Below are 15,144 nucleotides of genomic sequence, written 5' to 3' on the forward strand. Positions count from 1 at the left end.
CTTCATTTCATCTACCTCCCAAGGCATGCGCGGCGGACAGGCTGTAGTCGATCAGCACCTGGGGATTCAACCCGATGGCGAGCGTGACCGCCGCCAGGCCCACGGTGGCCAGCCACGCTGGCCACAGCCTAGTCTTCACGGGCAGGCGCCATGCGGGGTCGGGATGCGCCTTCCAGAACGCCTCCATCCATATCTTGACCATGGAGTACAGAGTGAGCACGCTGACCAGCAGCGCCACCACCGTCCACGCCACCCTACCCTGCGCCAGGGCTTCCTGAAGCACCAGCAGCTTGGCCCAGAACCCCGACAGCGGCGGAATGCCCACCAGCGAGAGCGCCGGGATCAGGAACAGCACCCCCAGCCATGGCCGCAGGCGGTACAGCCCGCCGATGTGGCGCAGGTCGTAGCTTCCCGTGAGGCGCCAGACGATGGCGGCTATGAGAAACAGGTTGGCCTTCACGACGATGTGATGCAGCGTGTAGAAGAGCGTTGCCGCGTTGCCCGCCTCGCTCGCCAGGGCAATCCCCAGCAGGATGTAGCCAATCTGGCTGACGATGTGGAAGGCGAGAATGCGCCGCATGTCCCAGTGGTAGGCTGCCCCCAGCACGCCAAAGAGCATGGTGGCGGCCGCCACCCAACCCAGCACGTCGAACAGCACCTGTGGTGCCGAAGCGAACACGTCGCCCATCGAACGCAGCACGGCGTACACCCCAACCTTGGTCAGCAGCCCTGCAAACAGGGCCAGCACCGGCGCAGGCAACGTGTGGTACGACGCGGGCAGCCAGGCGAACAGCGGGAAGGCACCGGCCTTGATCAGGAACGCCAGCAACAAGGCTGCCAGGACCAGGGAGGCCACCCAGGGGGTGACGCCCGGCATGGCCATGGCAATGGCGCCGTAATTGAGATGCCCGGTGACGGCGTAGACCATGCCCACGGCCATGAGCAGCAGCAGCGTGCCGAAAAGGTTGAGCACGAAGTACTTGAACGTGGCGTCGAGCTGGTCCAGCCGCCCGCCGATGGCAAACAGGCCCACCGCGCAGATCAGCATCACCTCGAACCACACGTAGAGGTTGAAAAGGTCCGCCGTGGCAAACGCCCCACCCACGCCCGCAAGCACGCCATGCACCAATGGCAGGAGCAAAGGGTGCCGGGGCTGGGTATCGGCGTCGCTGGCCAGAAACAGCAGCGAGGCAGCCCCCATCAGGGCCGTGATCAACACCAGCGCTGCGCCGGTTCGGTCGACCTGGAATTCGATCCCGTACGGAGCGCCCCAGCCGCCAAAGACTGCCATGGCGGTGTTACCCTGGTCCGCCTGCGCAACCAGGGCTGCCGCGCAGAACAGGAAAACCACGATCCCGGCATAACTGAGCGTCTGCTGCGTCAGCGGCTTCTTCTGCGTCAGCGCAGTGAACACCACGGTGACCAGCGGTACCAGGACCGGTGTGACGGCGAGAGCACTCATCGCGCGCCTCCCGCATCCAGGCGGCCCGGGGATTCGGGCCAGTCGGGCCCGTTCCCTTCAAGGTCGAAAGGCGGCTTGACCGAGTCGGTGGGCACAGGCTCCGCCTGGCGCAACGCCAGCGCGTCGTCGGTACCGGCACGCTGTATCAGGCGCAGCACCAGTGCCAGCGAAAAACAGACCAGCGCAAAACCGATGACGATGGCCGTGAGGACCAGCGCCTGGGGCAAGGGGTTGGCCGCGTCCGTCAATATCTGCTCGCCCAGCGGCACGACCGCTGGGGCAACAGAGCCGAGCCGCCCCGTGGCAAAAAGCACCAGATTGGCCGCGCTCCCCAGAACGGCAAGCCCGAGCACGCAGCGGAAAACGTCCTTCGACAACGCGAGATAGACCCCCGCAGACACGGTGACCCATACGGTCAACGCAAGCACCCAGATCATGCTTCTTCCTCCCTCTGCGTCCCCACTGCGTGAACGCCCCCGTCACCTTGCTCATTCGCATCGCCAGACGCCAGCAGCGCAAGCGCATAGCCGGAAAGCGCGCCCCACACGCAAAGGTACACACCCACATCGAACATCAGCACCGTGGACAGCGTCACGTCCGTCAGACCCAGCGGGAGCGCGCCCCACCAATGCGTCAGATAACTTTGCCCCTGCCACCATGCGGGCAACCCGGACAACGCCGCCACCCCAACCCCCATGGCCGCCAGGCGCACAGGCGAGCCCAAGGGAAGGCGGCGCGCCGCCTCGTCGCTGCCACGCGCGATGGCCCAGAGCACCGAGGCACTGACGGCCACCAGGCCGCCGATGAAGCCTCCGCCAGGTTCGTTGTGCCCCCTGAAGAGCACCCACAGAGAGGCCAGAAGGATGACCCAGTACAGCGGGCGTGCCACGACCTCCAGGATCACGGAGTTCTTGTTCATTCCATCGCCTCCCCGTCTGCGGTCTTTTTCTGTGAAGGCTTGCCCCGGCCCCGGACGGCCTGCAGCAGAGGCAGCGCGGCCAACAGCGACAACATCACGACGGTGATCTCACCCAGCGTGTCGAGCGCACGGAAGTCCACCAGGATGACGTTGACCACGTTGCGCCCAAAAGCCTGAGGCACACTTTGCTGGGCAAAGAAAGCCGACAGGGTGTCATCGAAGGGTACGGCCACCACGATCAGCAGCCCTGCCGCGACCACCGCGCCAAAGCCCAGGGCAACCCAAGCCTGCAAGGGGCGCCAGCGGCGCTCCTGCAGCCCCTGCCCGTACCCCTGAAGCCGGAGCTTGAGCAGCACCGAGGCAACGACGACCACGAACACCGACTCGACCACGAACTGAGTGAAAGCCACGTCGGGCGCCCCGGCATAGAGGAAGAAGACGGCACTGCCGTAGCCGACCAGCCCTGCCGACAACAACAGCACCAGCCGGTCCCGCTGGAACAGCGACAAAACCGCCCCGGCGGCAACCAGTGCACAGGCACCGGCAAAGCCCAGCGACGGCGTCACCCAGGCTGGCCACGGCCAGTGACGCCAGCCCAGCACCAGCGCAAGACCCAGCGACAACGTCACCGTTCCCAGCAATATCACGCCATACCCAGGCAGGCGGCCGTTCTGCAGCTTGCGGGTTGTTCTGGCTGCCAGCCAGGGAATGCCGCGCAGCGCACGCTCGTAATGCGAAGCCATGCCAACCGGCCCCACCCTTGTCGCCAGGCGCTCAAACAGGCGGTGCAATGGGTCCCAGAAGAAGAAGACGGTGAACCCGACAGCCAGCGTCACGGCAACCGACGTGAGCGCGGGCCCCACCTCCAGCGCCAGCCCCACCACCACAGCCTCGGTTCCAGGCGTCATGGCCAGGGACGCGTCGGCGATGAGATCCTGGACCACGAACGGGAACACCCCCAGCAGCATGCCCACCCCGGCCAGCACCAGCGGCGGCAACACCAGCGCGAGACCACCTTCATGAGCGTCCGGAGTTTCGTTGCTGCCCGGGTGTCGCCAGAACACGCGTATCGCCGCCACGGCGGCCACAGCCACGGCAATGGCACCGAACACGGTGTTGGCGGCACGCGCGAACAAGAACACGTCTTCACCCCCCTTGGCCGCCAGGATGACGTCCTTGGCGATGTAGCCGAACGACATCGGCATGCCCGCCATCGAGGCACCGGCCAGCAACGCCGCCGCGGCGGTCCACGGCATGGCATGCCGCAGGTTGCCCAGGCGGTCGATCATGCGCGTGCCCGTACCGTGATCGATGTTGCCTGCAACGAAGAACAGCGGCGCCTTGTACAGCGCGTGCGCCAGCAAAAGCGCCCCCACCGCCACGGTAGCCCCTTCGCCACGCAGGCCGACCAGCGTGACCAGCGTTCCGAGCGTGGCCACGGTGGACCATGCCAGGATGCGTTTGAGGTCGCGCTCGCGCAGCGCCAGCACCATGCCCCATGCCGCGGTGATCGACCCCGCTCCCTTCAGACACCACTCCCAGAGCGCCCATTCACCGAAACCGGGGTCCAGTCTGGCGAGCAGGTAGACCCCCAGCTTCACCATGGTGGCCGAGTGCAGGTACGCGGACACCGGCGTTGGCGCGGACATCGCATTCGGCAGCCAGAAGTGGAAGGGAAACTGCGCGCTCTTGGTAAAGGCACCCACCAGAATCAGCACCAGGGCGGTGGTGAGGGCGGCAGACGGCTCTGCCGCAGGCAGCTGGATGACGATGTCGCTGACCGACATGGTGCCCATGACCTGCCCGAGCAGGATGAAACCCGCCAGCAAGGCCAATCCCCCGGAGCCGGTCACCAGCAAGGCCTGCTGCGCCGACTTGCGGCTGCCCGGGTCCTCGTGGTTGAAGCCCACCAGCAGGAAGGAGACCAGGCTCGTCATCTCCCAGAACAGGAACAGCAGGATCAGGTTGTCCGCGGTGACACATCCGATCATCGCCAGCATGAACAGCGACAACAGGACATACAACCTGTTTTGCTGCGAGTGGCCTGCCAGATAGCCCCCAGCGTAGACAAAAACCGCCGTCCCGACGCCAGTGATCATCAACAGCATCAGCACCGACAGGCCATCGATGCGGAACGACAGGTCGACCCCCAGGGAGGGCACCCATGCGTTGTGCCAGACCACGGGCAGTTCAAACGAGCCGACGAGCCAGAGAACCAGGCCCAGGGCGGAAAGCGGCAGAAGCACAAAAGCGGCACGCGCCAGCTGGCTCATGGCGGCGTGATCCGGGTCGGAAGCAGTAGTGTGGGCCATCGTTAGCGATCGTCTCTTTCTTTTTATAGGCCCGGAAGCTCAGGCGCTAGGTATCTTCGTAACGATCTTGCAGCGCCAGGATAGTTCCCGACTGCTCCGTCGGCAAGGAGTCGACTTTCTTCAAGACGCGGCCCATGGCGCGGCTGCGCACCTCGGCGTTTTCCAGTGTGTTGAGCACGGTCTGGGTCTGGGTCTTGACCTTGGCCAGCACATCGCCGAACTTGCCGAACTCGGTCTTGACGGCACCCAGCACCTGCCAGACTTCGCTGGAGCGTTTTTCCAGCGCCAGCGTGCGAAACCCCATCTGCAGCGCATTGAGCATGGCCAGCAAGGTGGTGGGGCCTGCCAGCGTGACACGGTGCTCGCGCTGCAGCGCTTCCACCAGACCCGGGCGGCGCAGCACCTCGGCATAAAGCCCTTCGGTGGGCAGGAACAACAGGGCAAAGTCGGTGGTGTGCGGGGGCTCCAGGTACTTCTCGGCTATGGACTTTGCTTCCAGGCGGACACGGGCTTCCAGCGCCTTCGCGGCGGCCTCTGCCGCCAATGGGTCGGCCACGCGCTGCGCCTCGAGCAGGCGCTCGTAGTCTTCGTTGGGGAACTTGGCGTCGATGGGCAACCAGACGGGGGTGCCGTCATCACCCTTGCCGGGCAGGCGGATGGCGAAATCCACCACATTGCGGCTGCCGGGGCGGGTGGCGACCTGGGCAGCGTATTGCTCGGGCGTGAAGACCTGCTCCAGCAACGCCGCCAGCTGCGCCTCACCGAACATGCCGCGCGTTTTCACGTTGGTCAGCAGGTGCTTGAGATCACCCACGCCTGCGGCCAGGGTCTGCATCTCGCCCAGGCCCTTGTGCACTTGCTCCAGGCGCTGTGCCACGTGCTGGAAGCTTTCGGCCAGCCGGGTTTCCAGCGTCTTGTGGAGTTTTTCGTCCACGGTGGCGCGCATCTCATCCAGCTTGGTGGCATTGCTCTGCTGAAGCTGGTTGAGCTGGGCTTCCAGTGTGGCGCGCACCTCGCCCAGGCGGCGTGCGTTGGCTTCGCTCAGCGCCTGCAGCTGCTGGGTGAGCGTGTCGCCCAGCGTGCCGCGCAGCTGCACCAGCTGCTGCGCGAAGGCGTCGATCTGCGCGTTCTGGGTGCGGGTGGTCTCGGCCCCTTGCTTGAGCAGGGTGTCCTGGAAGGTGGCCAGGGTCTGTGTGACTTCCTGGCGCTGGCCCCGGGCAGACTCGCTGACCTCGCGGCGCAGTTCGCTTTCCAGACGGTCGATGCGCTCGGCCTGAGACTGGAGCAGGCCAAGCATCCGCTGCCGGGCCTCTGTGGCCTCGGCCGGTTCGGCGGAACCGGCTTGGACACGCCAAGCCAGCCAGGCGATGAAAACCAGTTGAACAACGGCCAGCAAGGCCAGCCACAGGTTGGGGAATTCGGTCATTCCCCGATTATGTGGCCGCGCGCAGCTGCTCCGGTGTATTCACGGGCGTCAAAGGCTGGCCCTGGGTCAGAAAGGCGACCAGGTTGTCAGCCGCCAGATTGGCCATGGCCAGGCGCGTGGCACGCGTGGCGCTGGCGATGTGGGGCGTCAGCACCACGTTGGGCACGGTCAGCAGATCCGGGTGCACCTTGGGCTCGCCCTCGAACACGTCCAGCCCTGCGGCGGCAATGCGCTTGTCGCGCAGGGCCTGCGCCAGCGCAGCATCATCCACAATGCCGCCGCGCGCGATGTTGACCAGCGTGGCCGTGGGCTTCATCAGCGCCAGTTCTGCCGCGCCGATGGCGTGGTGGTTCTGCGGCGTGTAGGGCAGCACGAGCACAAGGTGGTCGGCCTGGCGCAGCAGCTCTTCCTTGCTGACGTAGGCGGCCTTGCACTCGGCCTCGGTGGCGGCATCCAACCGCGAGCGGTTGTGGTAGATGACCCGCATGCCGAAGCCGTGCGCACCGCGCCGGGCAATGCCCTGGCCAATGCGCCCCATACCCAGAATGCCGAGCGTGCTGCCGTGCACGTCCTGGCCTGCGAACATATCGTAGGCCCAGCGGTTCCATTGGCCTGCCCGCAGGAAGTGTTCGCTTTCGGCCATGCGGCGCGCGGCCGCCAGCAGCAGCGCAAACCCGAAGTCGGCTGTGGTCTCGGTCAGCACGTCTGGCGTGTTGGTGCCCACCACGCCCGCGGCGGTCATGGCGGCCACGTCGAAATTGTTGTAGCCCACGGCCATGTTGGCCACGATGCGCAACTGCGGGCACGCCTGCAGCAGGGCAGCATCAATTCGCTGACTGCCGGTGGTGAGCGCCCCCACGTGCCCCTGCAGGCGCTGGCGCAGCTCCTCGGGCGACCATTCGTCGTCGTTTTCGTTGTAGCTGATGTCGAAGTGGCTGCGCAGACGCTCCAGCACTTCGGGGAAGATGGCTCGTGCCACCAGGACGCGGGGGCGGTTGCTCATGGCTCAGACGGCCAGCAGTTCAACTTCAAACAGCAAGGTGGCGTTGGGCGGAATCACGCCACCCGCGCCACGCGCACCGTAGCCCAGTTCAGGCGGAATAACCAGGCGGCGGGTGCCGCCCACGGCCATGCCCTGCACGCCTTCGTCCCAGCCCTTGATGACATGCCCTGCGCCCAGCGGGAACACGAAAGGCTGGCCACGGTCCTTGCTGGAGTCGAACTTGCTGCCTTGCTCGCCGTTGTTGTAGAGCCAGCCGGTGTAGTGCACGCTGACGCGTTGGCCCACGCGGGCAACGTCGCCGCTGCCCACCACGGTGTCTTCAAACTGCAGGCCGCTGGGGGTGGTGTTCATGAGGGTTCCTTTCGGTGATTTGTTTTATTCGAGCCAGGTGGTGAATGCCTGCACCGGCTCGCGCGGGGTGACGAAGGTGTTGACTTTGTCAGTGGGGTCGGCATAGCCCAGGGCCATGCCGCAGACCAGCATTTCATTGTCGCCTGCCCCCACGTGGGGCAGGATGATGCTGGCGTAATTGTTCCAGGCTGCCTGCGGGCAGGTGTCGAGTCCGTGCGCACGTGCGGCGACCATCAGGTTCTGCATGAACATGCCCGTGTCCACCAGCGAGCCGCCACCCATGATCTTGTCCACGGTGAACATCAGGCCCACGGGCGCGTCAAAGAACTTGAAGTTGCGCTGGTGTTGCGCGTGCATCTTGTCCTTGTCGCCCTTGGTGATGCCCAGCAGACCGTACAGGCCCCAGCCGTTTTCGCGGCGGCGGTCGATGTAGGGGCTGACCCACTGGCGCGGGTAGTAGTCGTAGGCTTCCTGGTACTGCTCAGCCAGCGCGGGGTTGGCGCGGATGGCGTCGTGCGCGGCGCAGACCTTTTGCACCAGCGCGTCGCGCGAGGCGCCTTGCAGCACGTAGACCTTCCAGGGCTGGGTGTTCGTGCCCGACGGCGCCCGGCTGGCCACGCGCAACAGGTGCTCGATCATGTCGCGCGGCACTGGCTTGGGCAGAAAGGCCCGCACCGACAGGCGCCCCTCGATGGCGGCGTCTACGCTGGCGGGATCGGCCACGGGCGGGCGGCTGAAGGACGGCGGGTTCTGGCTCATGTCGGTCTCCATGCTGGTTTGACGTTTACGTAAACGTCAATTATGTAGCTGTTGCTGCGCTGGTGCAGAAACGGTCATCAACGCAGGGTCTCCAGCACGTTCTTCAGCCCGTCGGGCAAAGGCACGGGACGCCGGGTCTGACGGTCCACGTAAACGTGCACAAAGTGCCCGCTTGCCGCCGTCTGTTCACCACTGCTGCTGAACAGCCCGACTTCGTACCGCACGCTGGAACGCCCCAGGTGCGCCACGCGCAGGCCGGCGTGAACGGTGTCCGGGAAGGCCAGCGGTGCAAAGTAGTTGCATTGCGTCTCGATCACCAGCCCGATCACGCCGCCCGCATGGATGTCGAGCGCGCCCTGCTCTATCAGGTAACCGTTGACGGCCGTGTCAAACCAGCTGTAATACACCACGTTGTTGACGTGGCCGTAGATGTCGTTGTCCATCCAGCGCGTGCCTATGGTGCGGAACACGCGGTAGGCGCTGCGCGGCTGGGGTTGAGGACGGTCGCTGCTCATGCCGCCCGATTGTGCCAGCCGCCCGGCGCCTGCGAGCCCTGCCAGCGCTGCCAATGCGACACCGCCACGCGAAAGGTGTTGACCTGCACGCGGACGGTGGTGGAGATGTCGTGCCCGTAGCCCCCCGCCATGGACATGGCCAAGGGCACGCGGCGCTGCCACGCCCAGTCGAACACGCGCCGGTCGCGCGCCTCCATGCCGTCGTCCGTGAGCTTGAGGCGCCCCAGCCGGTCACCCTCGTGCGGGTCGGCCCCCGCCAGGTAGATGATCAACCCGGGATCGAAGCGCCGCTCCAGCTCGCCCAGGCCATGCTCCAGCGCTTCCAGGTACTGGTCGTCACCGCAGCCATCAGGCAGCTCGACATCGCAGTCGCTAGGCTCCTTGCGGAACGGAAAGTTGCGCGCGCCGTGCAAGGACAGGGTGAACACCGTGTCGTCGTCCTTGAAGATGCTGGCCGTGCCATTGCCCTGATGGACGTCAAGGTCTATGACGGCCACCCGCAGCGGCCGCAAGCGGTTCACGCTTCCCTGCCTGGCCCACTCGGCCTGCATCAGCCTGGCTGCCACGGCCGTGTCGTTGAACACGCAGAAGCCGCTGCCCTTGTGGGCGTAGGCATGGTGCGTGCCGCCGGCCAGGTTGGCGGCCACGCCTTCGCCAGCCAAAGCAGCCCGGCAAGCCTGCACTGTGGCCCCGACGGAGCGGCGTGCCCGCTCCGCCATGGCGGGCGTCCAGGGAAAGCCGATCTCGCGCTGCTCGGCGGGACTCAGACCGCCACTGGCCACCGCGTCGATGTAACGGGGGGTGTGCACCAGCGCCAGTTCGCCATCGGTGGCGGCCTGCGCCTGGCCCATGCGGATCTGCGGCAAGGTTTCGGCCAGCCGTTCCCGCAGCAGCGAGTACTTGGCCATGGGAAAACGGTGCCCCTGCGGCAGGGGAAGCACAAAATGGTCTGCGTAGAAGCTTTGCACGCGAGCATTCTGCACGGAGTGTTACAAACTTTTTTGCTGCATCGCAACAAACCCCTTGCAATTCGGTGAGCGATGCCTATAATTGAAGTCATGTTGCAGCGCAGCAAATGAGCAAGAACAAAGACTTGCATCGACATGCAGCCCTCAACATCCCTTCGATCCCTTGCATTTGGAGTATGACGATGCTGACCGCTGAACAACTGCTTGCCGCCCAGAAAGCCAACATGGAAACCCTGTTCGGTCTGACCCAGAAGGCCTTCGAAGGTGTTGAGCGCCTGGTGGATCTCAACGTCCAGGCCACAAAGGCAGCACTGACCGAATCGGCCAGCAACGCCCAGGCGCTGATGAGCGTCAAGGACGCCCAGGAACTGATCGCCCTGCAAGCTTCGCTGATGCAGCCTCTGGCCGAAAAGACCGCCGCCTACAGCCGCCAGCTCTACGAAATCGCTTCCGGCACTGGCGCTGAGTTTGCCAAGGTCGCCGAAGGCCAGGCCAGCGACGCCCAGCAGAAATTCATGGCTGTCGTTGACAACGTTGCCAAGAACGCGCCCGCTGGCTCCGAAGCCGCCGTGGCCGTGATGAAGAATGCCGTGGCGGCTGCCACCACTGCCATGGAATCGGTGCAGAAGGCCGTGCAGCAGGCCAACGAAATCGCCGAGAGCAACTTCCATGCGGTGGCCGCCAGCGCCACCCAGGCGGCCAAGCCTGCCGCCAAGAAACGCTGAGAATCTCTTTTTCGGTTGTCTCCTCGGGTCTCTTCGAAATCGGATTCAGGGACCCCTTCAAGGCCTCGCCTCCCGGTGAGGCCTTTTTTTGTGTCCGCCTTCCGCCTCAAAGGCTGCGCGCGGCCAGCTCCGGGCGGCGCAAGGCCTGGAGCTGCTCGCGCAGCCTGGGCATCATGGCCTGCATGGCTTCCCGGCCAGCCGCCATGGAGCGCTGGCGCGACGCGAAATCGGCGCTGCCCACCCCCTGCAACGCGGGGCGGACCAGCACGTCCGCACCCGACAGCACGTAGCGGTTGATGCTCTGCCCCATGATGGCGAAGGTCTGCAGAACAATGCGGAAGGCATCGGTCGTGGCCTGGCCCTCCGGTGCACTGGAAATGTCCACGGCAATCACCAGTTCCGCACCCATCTGACGGGCCTGTTCAACGGGCACGGGCGCCACCAGACCGCCGTCCACATAGTCTTTGCCCGAAATCTGCACCGGCATGAACACGCCCGGCACGGCGCTGGAGGCACGCACCGCAGCCCCCGTGTCGCCACGCTGGAAGAGAACACCCTTGCCCGTACCCAGTTCGGTGGCGACGATGCCCAGCGGCATGGGCATATCGTGCAACTGCCTGCCTTGCACCTGCCGGTTCACGTAACGCGCAAGGGCCTCGCCACGCAGCAACCCCCGGTTGAACAAAGGCAGCGTCCAGTCCGCGATGGCGGCCTCCTCCATCTGCAGGGCGGCCTGCTCCAGCTCGGTGGCATTTTTACCGCTGGCGTACAGCGCCGCCACCAGGCTACCGGCAGACGTGCCAACCACCAGGTCCGGCTTGATCCCGCTCTGCTCCAACACCTGGATCACACCAACGTGCGCAAAACCGCGTGCGGCCCCGCCGCCCAGTGCGAGGCCCACGCGGGGCGGGCGCAACCTGGGAGGCTCTGGCACCGGCGCCGGTGTAGATGGAAGCGGCCCCATGGCACCGCAGCCCGCCAGGCCCGCAGCGCCCAGCGCGGCCAACGCCAGCAAGCCGCGGCGGGTGGCGGAAGGGGGCAGATGAAATCTGTCAGCCATTTTCTTCAATAAGAATGATTTGCGTTTGTGTTACTATACGCGGCGTCGGCATCACGTTGGGCGCCGAAGCACGATAGACCCTCATCCACACACTCATGATGAACTTCAAGACTTCCCTGACCCGTTTGCTCGCCGTGGCCGCTGCCTGCGGTGCGGCCTTTTCCGTCCAGGCACAGGACAAGGTTCTGAACCTCTATTCGGCACGGCACTACCAGACCGACGAGGTGATGTACGACACTTTCACCAAGACGACGGGCATCAAGATCAATCGCGTGGATGCGGACGATGCTGGTATTGTGGCCCGTTTGCGCGCCGAGGGTGCAGCCTCCCCGGCCGACGTGGTCATGCTGGTGGACGCAGCGCGCATGGCCGCCGCCGACAGCCAGGGGCTGTTCCGCCCGATCAAATCCGCCAAACTGGATGCGGCCATTCCCGCCAACCTGCGTGCGCCCGCCACGCCCGACGGCGTGACATGGACCGGTTTTTCCACCCGCGCCCGTGTAATCGTGTACGACCCGCTGCGTGTGAAGGCCGCCGACGTGGCCACCTACGAGCAGCTGGCAGACCCCAAACTCAAGGGGATGGTGTGCACCCGTTCGGGCTCCCACCCCTACAACCTGTCTCTGTTCGCCACCGTGGTGGACCGCCTGGGCGACCAGAAGGGTGAAGCCTGGCTCAAGGGCGTGGTGGACAACATGGCCCGCGCACCCAAGGGCGGCGACACCGACCAGATCAAGGCTGTGGCCTCTGGCGAGTGCGGCGTGGCCCTGAGCAACACCTACTACATCGCCCGGTTGGTCAAGTCCGACAAACCCGAAGACCGTGCCGTGATGGAACGCGTGCGCGTGGTGTTCCCGAACCAGGGCACCACCGGCACCCACGTCAACATCGCCGGTGCTGCGGTGGCCAAGCACGCCAAGAACGTGGACAACGCCGTTCAGTTCATGGAGTTTCTGTCCAGCCCGTTTGCGCAGGAATACTTTGCCAACGGCAACAACGAATTCCCCGCAGCCAAAGGCGTGAAGGTGGAAAACCCGGCGCTCAAGGCCATCGGCGGCGGCGACTTCAAGGCCGAGAACATTCCCCTCGGCGTGGTGGCCAAGAACATGACCAAGGTGCAGCAGATGCTGGACCGCGTCGGCTACAAGTGACCCCGACTGCCGGACCACCCCCCGGCATGGTTGACAGCCCGCTCCCTGAGCGGGCTTTTTTTGCGCCATAATTGACGTTTACGTAAACGTAAACAATTCACAGGAGTGGACAGATGGAGATTGCTGGCAAGGTATTCGTGGTCACCGGCGGGGCTTCCGGCCTGGGTGAAGGCACCGCACGCATGCTGGCGGCGAACGGCGCCAAGGTGGTGATCGCCGACATGCAGGCCGAAAAGGGCGAGGCCGTGGCCAAGGAAATCGGTGGCGCTTTCGTCAAATGCGACGTGAGCAGCGAAGCCGATGGGCAGGCCGTGATCGCCAAGGCCACCTCCCTGGGCAAGTTCATGGGCCTGGTCAACTGCGCGGGCATCGCCCCTGCCGAGAAGACCGTGGGCAAGAACGGGCCCCACGCGCTGGCCACCTACAGCAAGACCATCATGGTCAACCTGGTGGGCACCTTCAACATGATCCGCCTGGCTGCCGACGCCATGTGCAAGAACGAACCGGAGCCCACCGGCGAGCGCGGCGTGCTGATTTCCACGGCATCAGTGGCGGCTTACGACGGCCAGATCGGCCAGGCCGCCTACGCGGCGTCCAAGGGCGGCGTGGTTGGCATGACCTTGCCCATCGCCCGCGACCTGGCACGCAACGGCATCCGCAACATGACCATCGCCCCGGGCATCTTTGGCACGCCCATGCTTTTCGGCATGCCGCAAGAGGTACAGGACGCGCTGGCGGCCAGTGTGCCCTTCCCCTCGCGCCTGGGCACACCGCAGGACTACGCCAAGCTGGTCAAGCACATCGTGGAAAACGACATGCTCAATGGCGAGGTGATCCGCCTGGACGGTGCCATCCGGCTCGCGCCGCGTTGATCCATGCCTGAGCGCGCCGGGCGCCACCCTCTTTATCCTGTATAAACAGGCATCCCACCACAGGATGCCTGTTTTTCGTCATGGCCGGACACATTCCTCAGGAAATCGCGCGAGACGCGGTGAAGCTGCTTGCTTCGCGCCGGCTCCCCCCCACACCGGACAACTTCCAGAACGCCTACCATGAGGTGGCTGGCACCAAGCCGCTGCGCCCGTTCCCCCTGGAGAACCTGCGGCAGCTTGCCCACGCCCTGCCCGAGCGTACGCCGGGCCAGGTCCGCCTGAAGACCCAGGTCGACCGGGCGGTGCGCATGCACAGCTGGGAGGACCTGCAAAAGGCCATCGTCAACCACGTCAGCCATTCCAGTGACGCCATCCCGACCGTCACGTCGCCGGTGGCTGTGGTTGAAGAGACCGCGCTGCCAGCCGAACTGCGCGAGCAGATGGCACGCATCGTGGACAACGCCTTGCCTGCGGTGGGCAACGACGATGCCCGCATCGTCGAGCAGGCCGAAGAACTCGTGCGCTACCTGCGCCTGAGCAGCCAGCACCAGCCCACGCTGCGAAAGATGATGGCGGACTTTGCCTTCCGGCTGTCTTTCGTATCGGAAGAACAGGGAACGATCCGCTCCGGCCTGCTGGGCCTGCTTCGCATGGTTTTCGAGAACATCGGCGACCTGAGCCCCGAAAACCCCTGGCTGCAGAACCAGATGAACGCGCTGATCCAGGCGGCCGAGCCCCCGCTGACAGCCCGCCGCCTGGAAGACCTGCAGCGCCAGCTGCGCGACGTGATCCACAAGCAGGCCGAGGCCAAGGAGCGCGGCCTGCAGGCCCAGGCGCTGATGAAGCACGCCCTGAGTACCTTCATCGAGCGGCTGGGCGAAGTGACCGCCAGCAGCGGCCACTACCAGGAGCAGCTGGAGCAATGCGCCAACCAGCTGCAGAACGCCACCAGCCTGGACGAAATGGCACCGGCGCTGCACGACGCCATCCAGGCCACGCGCACCATGGCCCTGGAAAGCCAGCGGGTGGGCGAAGAGCTGCAGCTGCTGCGCGAGCGCACCACGCAGGCCGAGGCCGAGGTGCTGCGGCTGCAGGCCGAACTGGACCGCATGAGCGCCGTCGCCTGCCACGACATGCTGACCGGCGTGCTCAACCGCAAGGGCCTGGAAGAGGTCGTGGAACGTGAGCTGTCGCGTGCCCAGCGGCTGGGGGGCAATGTGTGCCTCGCCCTGCTGGACATCGACGATTTCAAGAAGATCAACGACGAACACGGCCACGCCGTGGGTGACGCCGCGCTCAAGCACCTGGCAGACGTGGCCCGCTCGGCCCTGCGGCCTGCGGATTCCGTGGCCCGCTACGGTGGCGAGGAATTCGTGATCGTGCTGCCGGACACCGAAATCGGCGACGCCGAAGAAGTCATCGAACGGCTGCAAAGAGCCCTGACCACACAACTTTTCCTGCAGGACACGAAGGGGCTGCTCATCACCTTCAGCGCGGGGGTCACACAGCTGAACCCCGACGAAGGCAGCGGCCCCGCGCTGCGCCGGGCCGACCAGGCCATGTACCTAGCCAAGCGCAGTGGCAAGAACCGCGTTTTCAGAGCCTGACCGGCGAGCCTGCC

General features: G+C 65.4%; 15 protein-coding genes. 4 read left to right on the forward strand and 11 right to left on the reverse strand.

What is annotated here, in order from left to right; translation table 11 throughout:
- Positions 1-7: 7 nt before the first annotated feature.
- The 10 genes from ACYVHH_RS10345 to ACYVHH_RS10390 form a co-directional block, all read right to left on the reverse strand.
- A complete protein-coding gene (locus ACYVHH_RS10345; protein ID WP_460565057.1) occupies positions 8-1,462 on the reverse strand; it encodes a proton-conducting transporter transmembrane domain-containing protein in 1,455 nt (484 codons plus the stop codon).
- Complete coding sequence (locus ACYVHH_RS10350; protein ID WP_460565058.1) at positions 1,459-1,899, reverse strand: sodium:proton antiporter; 441 nt, start codon at positions 1,897-1,899, stop codon at positions 1,459-1,461. Before ACYVHH_RS10350 ends, ACYVHH_RS10345 begins: the two co-directional genes overlap by 4 nt.
- Positions 1,896-2,381: an MnhB domain-containing protein gene (locus ACYVHH_RS10355; protein ID WP_460565059.1), complete on the reverse strand. Its 486-nt coding sequence runs from the start codon at positions 2,379-2,381 to the stop codon at positions 1,896-1,898. The genes ACYVHH_RS10350 and ACYVHH_RS10355 overlap by 4 nt, the downstream gene beginning before the upstream one ends.
- Positions 2,378-4,693, reverse strand: coding sequence for a hydrogen gas-evolving membrane-bound hydrogenase subunit E (gene mbhE, locus ACYVHH_RS10360; RefSeq protein WP_460565060.1), 2,316 nt, complete (start codon positions 4,691-4,693; stop codon positions 2,378-2,380). The genes ACYVHH_RS10355 and mbhE overlap by 4 nt, the downstream gene beginning before the upstream one ends.
- Positions 4,694-4,739: 46 nt before the next feature.
- Positions 4,740-6,119 carry a DNA recombination protein RmuC gene (locus tag ACYVHH_RS10365; RefSeq protein ID WP_460565061.1) on the reverse strand — a complete coding sequence of 460 codons (1,380 nt, stop codon included), beginning with the start codon at positions 6,117-6,119 and terminating at the stop codon, positions 4,740-4,742.
- 7 nt (positions 6,120-6,126) lie between these two features.
- Positions 6,127-7,122: a 2-hydroxyacid dehydrogenase gene (locus tag ACYVHH_RS10370; RefSeq protein ID WP_460565062.1), complete on the reverse strand. Its 996-nt coding sequence runs from the start codon at positions 7,120-7,122 to the stop codon at positions 6,127-6,129.
- A 3-nt stretch (positions 7,123-7,125) separates the two neighbouring features.
- On the reverse strand, positions 7,126-7,473 hold the full coding sequence (locus ACYVHH_RS10375; protein ID WP_460565063.1) for an FKBP-type peptidyl-prolyl cis-trans isomerase: 348 nt from the start codon (positions 7,471-7,473) through the stop codon (positions 7,126-7,128).
- A 24-nt stretch (positions 7,474-7,497) separates the two neighbouring features.
- Positions 7,498-8,232: a nitroreductase gene (locus ACYVHH_RS10380; RefSeq protein WP_460565064.1), complete on the reverse strand. Its 735-nt coding sequence runs from the start codon at positions 8,230-8,232 to the stop codon at positions 7,498-7,500.
- 77 nt (positions 8,233-8,309) lie between these two features.
- The gene (locus ACYVHH_RS10385) at positions 8,310-8,747 is read right to left on the reverse strand and encodes an acyl-CoA thioesterase (RefSeq protein ID WP_460565065.1); all 438 of its coding nucleotides are present in this window, start codon (positions 8,745-8,747) and stop codon (positions 8,310-8,312) included.
- Positions 8,744-9,715, reverse strand: a complete 972-nt coding sequence (locus tag ACYVHH_RS10390) for a histone deacetylase family protein (protein WP_460565066.1) — start codon at positions 9,713-9,715, stop codon at positions 8,744-8,746. The genes ACYVHH_RS10385 and ACYVHH_RS10390 overlap by 4 nt, the downstream gene beginning before the upstream one ends.
- A 182-nt stretch (positions 9,716-9,897) precedes the next feature.
- Between ACYVHH_RS10390 and ACYVHH_RS10395 the strand changes: the two genes are divergently transcribed.
- Positions 9,898-10,440 carry a phasin family protein gene (locus ACYVHH_RS10395; RefSeq protein WP_460565067.1) on the forward strand — a complete coding sequence of 181 codons (543 nt, stop codon included), beginning with the start codon at positions 9,898-9,900 and terminating at the stop codon, positions 10,438-10,440.
- Between the two features lie 106 nt (positions 10,441-10,546).
- Here ACYVHH_RS10395 and ACYVHH_RS10400 read toward each other — a convergent pair whose 3' ends face one another.
- Positions 10,547-11,500: a patatin-like phospholipase family protein gene (locus tag ACYVHH_RS10400; protein WP_460565068.1), complete on the reverse strand. Its 954-nt coding sequence runs from the start codon at positions 11,498-11,500 to the stop codon at positions 10,547-10,549.
- A gap of 98 nt (positions 11,501-11,598) precedes the next feature.
- On the opposite strand from ACYVHH_RS10400, the gene ACYVHH_RS10405 reads away from it, so the two are divergent.
- From ACYVHH_RS10405 to ACYVHH_RS10415, 3 genes are all read left to right on the forward strand, one after another.
- Positions 11,599-12,651, forward strand: coding sequence for an extracellular solute-binding protein (locus ACYVHH_RS10405; protein WP_460565278.1), 1,053 nt, complete (start codon positions 11,599-11,601; stop codon positions 12,649-12,651).
- A 113-nt stretch (positions 12,652-12,764) separates the two neighbouring features.
- Positions 12,765-13,523 (forward strand): 3-hydroxyacyl-CoA dehydrogenase, encoded by a 759-nt coding sequence (locus ACYVHH_RS10410; protein ID WP_460565069.1) that lies wholly within the window; start codon positions 12,765-12,767, stop codon positions 13,521-13,523.
- Between the two features lie 80 nt (positions 13,524-13,603).
- A complete protein-coding gene (locus ACYVHH_RS10415) occupies positions 13,604-15,130 on the forward strand; it encodes a GGDEF domain-containing protein (RefSeq protein WP_460565070.1) in 1,527 nt (508 codons plus the stop codon).
- The last annotated feature ends 14 nt before the right edge of the window (positions 15,131-15,144 follow it).

It is taken from the genome of Hydrogenophaga aquatica, from assembly GCF_054780915.1.

What these genes read in the sequence shown, in the direction of transcription:
- ACYVHH_RS10345 (WP_460565057.1), bottom strand. Translation starts at nt 1,462, where the DNA reads ATGAGTGCTCTCGCCGTCACACCGGTCCTGGTACCGCTGGTCACCGTG.
- ACYVHH_RS10350 (WP_460565058.1), bottom strand. Translation starts at nt 1,899, where the DNA reads ATGATCTGGGTGCTTGCGTTGACCGTATGGGTCACCGTGTCTGCGGGG.
- ACYVHH_RS10355 (WP_460565059.1), bottom strand. Translation starts at nt 2,381, where the DNA reads ATGAACAAGAACTCCGTGATCCTGGAGGTCGTGGCACGCCCGCTGTAC.
- mbhE (WP_460565060.1), bottom strand. Translation starts at nt 4,693, where the DNA reads ATGGCCCACACTACTGCTTCCGACCCGGATCACGCCGCCATGAGCCAG.
- ACYVHH_RS10365 (WP_460565061.1), bottom strand. Translation starts at nt 6,119, where the DNA reads ATGACCGAATTCCCCAACCTGTGGCTGGCCTTGCTGGCCGTTGTTCAA.
- ACYVHH_RS10370 (WP_460565062.1), bottom strand. Translation starts at nt 7,122, where the DNA reads ATGAGCAACCGCCCCCGCGTCCTGGTGGCACGAGCCATCTTCCCCGAA.
- ACYVHH_RS10375 (WP_460565063.1), bottom strand. Translation starts at nt 7,473, where the DNA reads ATGAACACCACCCCCAGCGGCCTGCAGTTTGAAGACACCGTGGTGGGC.
- ACYVHH_RS10380 (WP_460565064.1), bottom strand. Translation starts at nt 8,232, where the DNA reads ATGAGCCAGAACCCGCCGTCCTTCAGCCGCCCGCCCGTGGCCGATCCC.
- ACYVHH_RS10385 (WP_460565065.1), bottom strand. Translation starts at nt 8,747, where the DNA reads ATGAGCAGCGACCGTCCTCAACCCCAGCCGCGCAGCGCCTACCGCGTG.
- ACYVHH_RS10395 (WP_460565067.1), top strand. Translation starts at nt 9,898, where the DNA reads ATGCTGACCGCTGAACAACTGCTTGCCGCCCAGAAAGCCAACATGGAA.
- ACYVHH_RS10400 (WP_460565068.1), bottom strand. Translation starts at nt 11,500, where the DNA reads ATGGCTGACAGATTTCATCTGCCCCCTTCCGCCACCCGCCGCGGCTTG.
- ACYVHH_RS10405 (WP_460565278.1), top strand. Translation starts at nt 11,599, where the DNA reads ATGAACTTCAAGACTTCCCTGACCCGTTTGCTCGCCGTGGCCGCTGCC.
- ACYVHH_RS10410 (WP_460565069.1), top strand. Translation starts at nt 12,765, where the DNA reads ATGGAGATTGCTGGCAAGGTATTCGTGGTCACCGGCGGGGCTTCCGGC.
- ACYVHH_RS10415 (WP_460565070.1), top strand. Translation starts at nt 13,604, where the DNA reads ATGGCCGGACACATTCCTCAGGAAATCGCGCGAGACGCGGTGAAGCTG.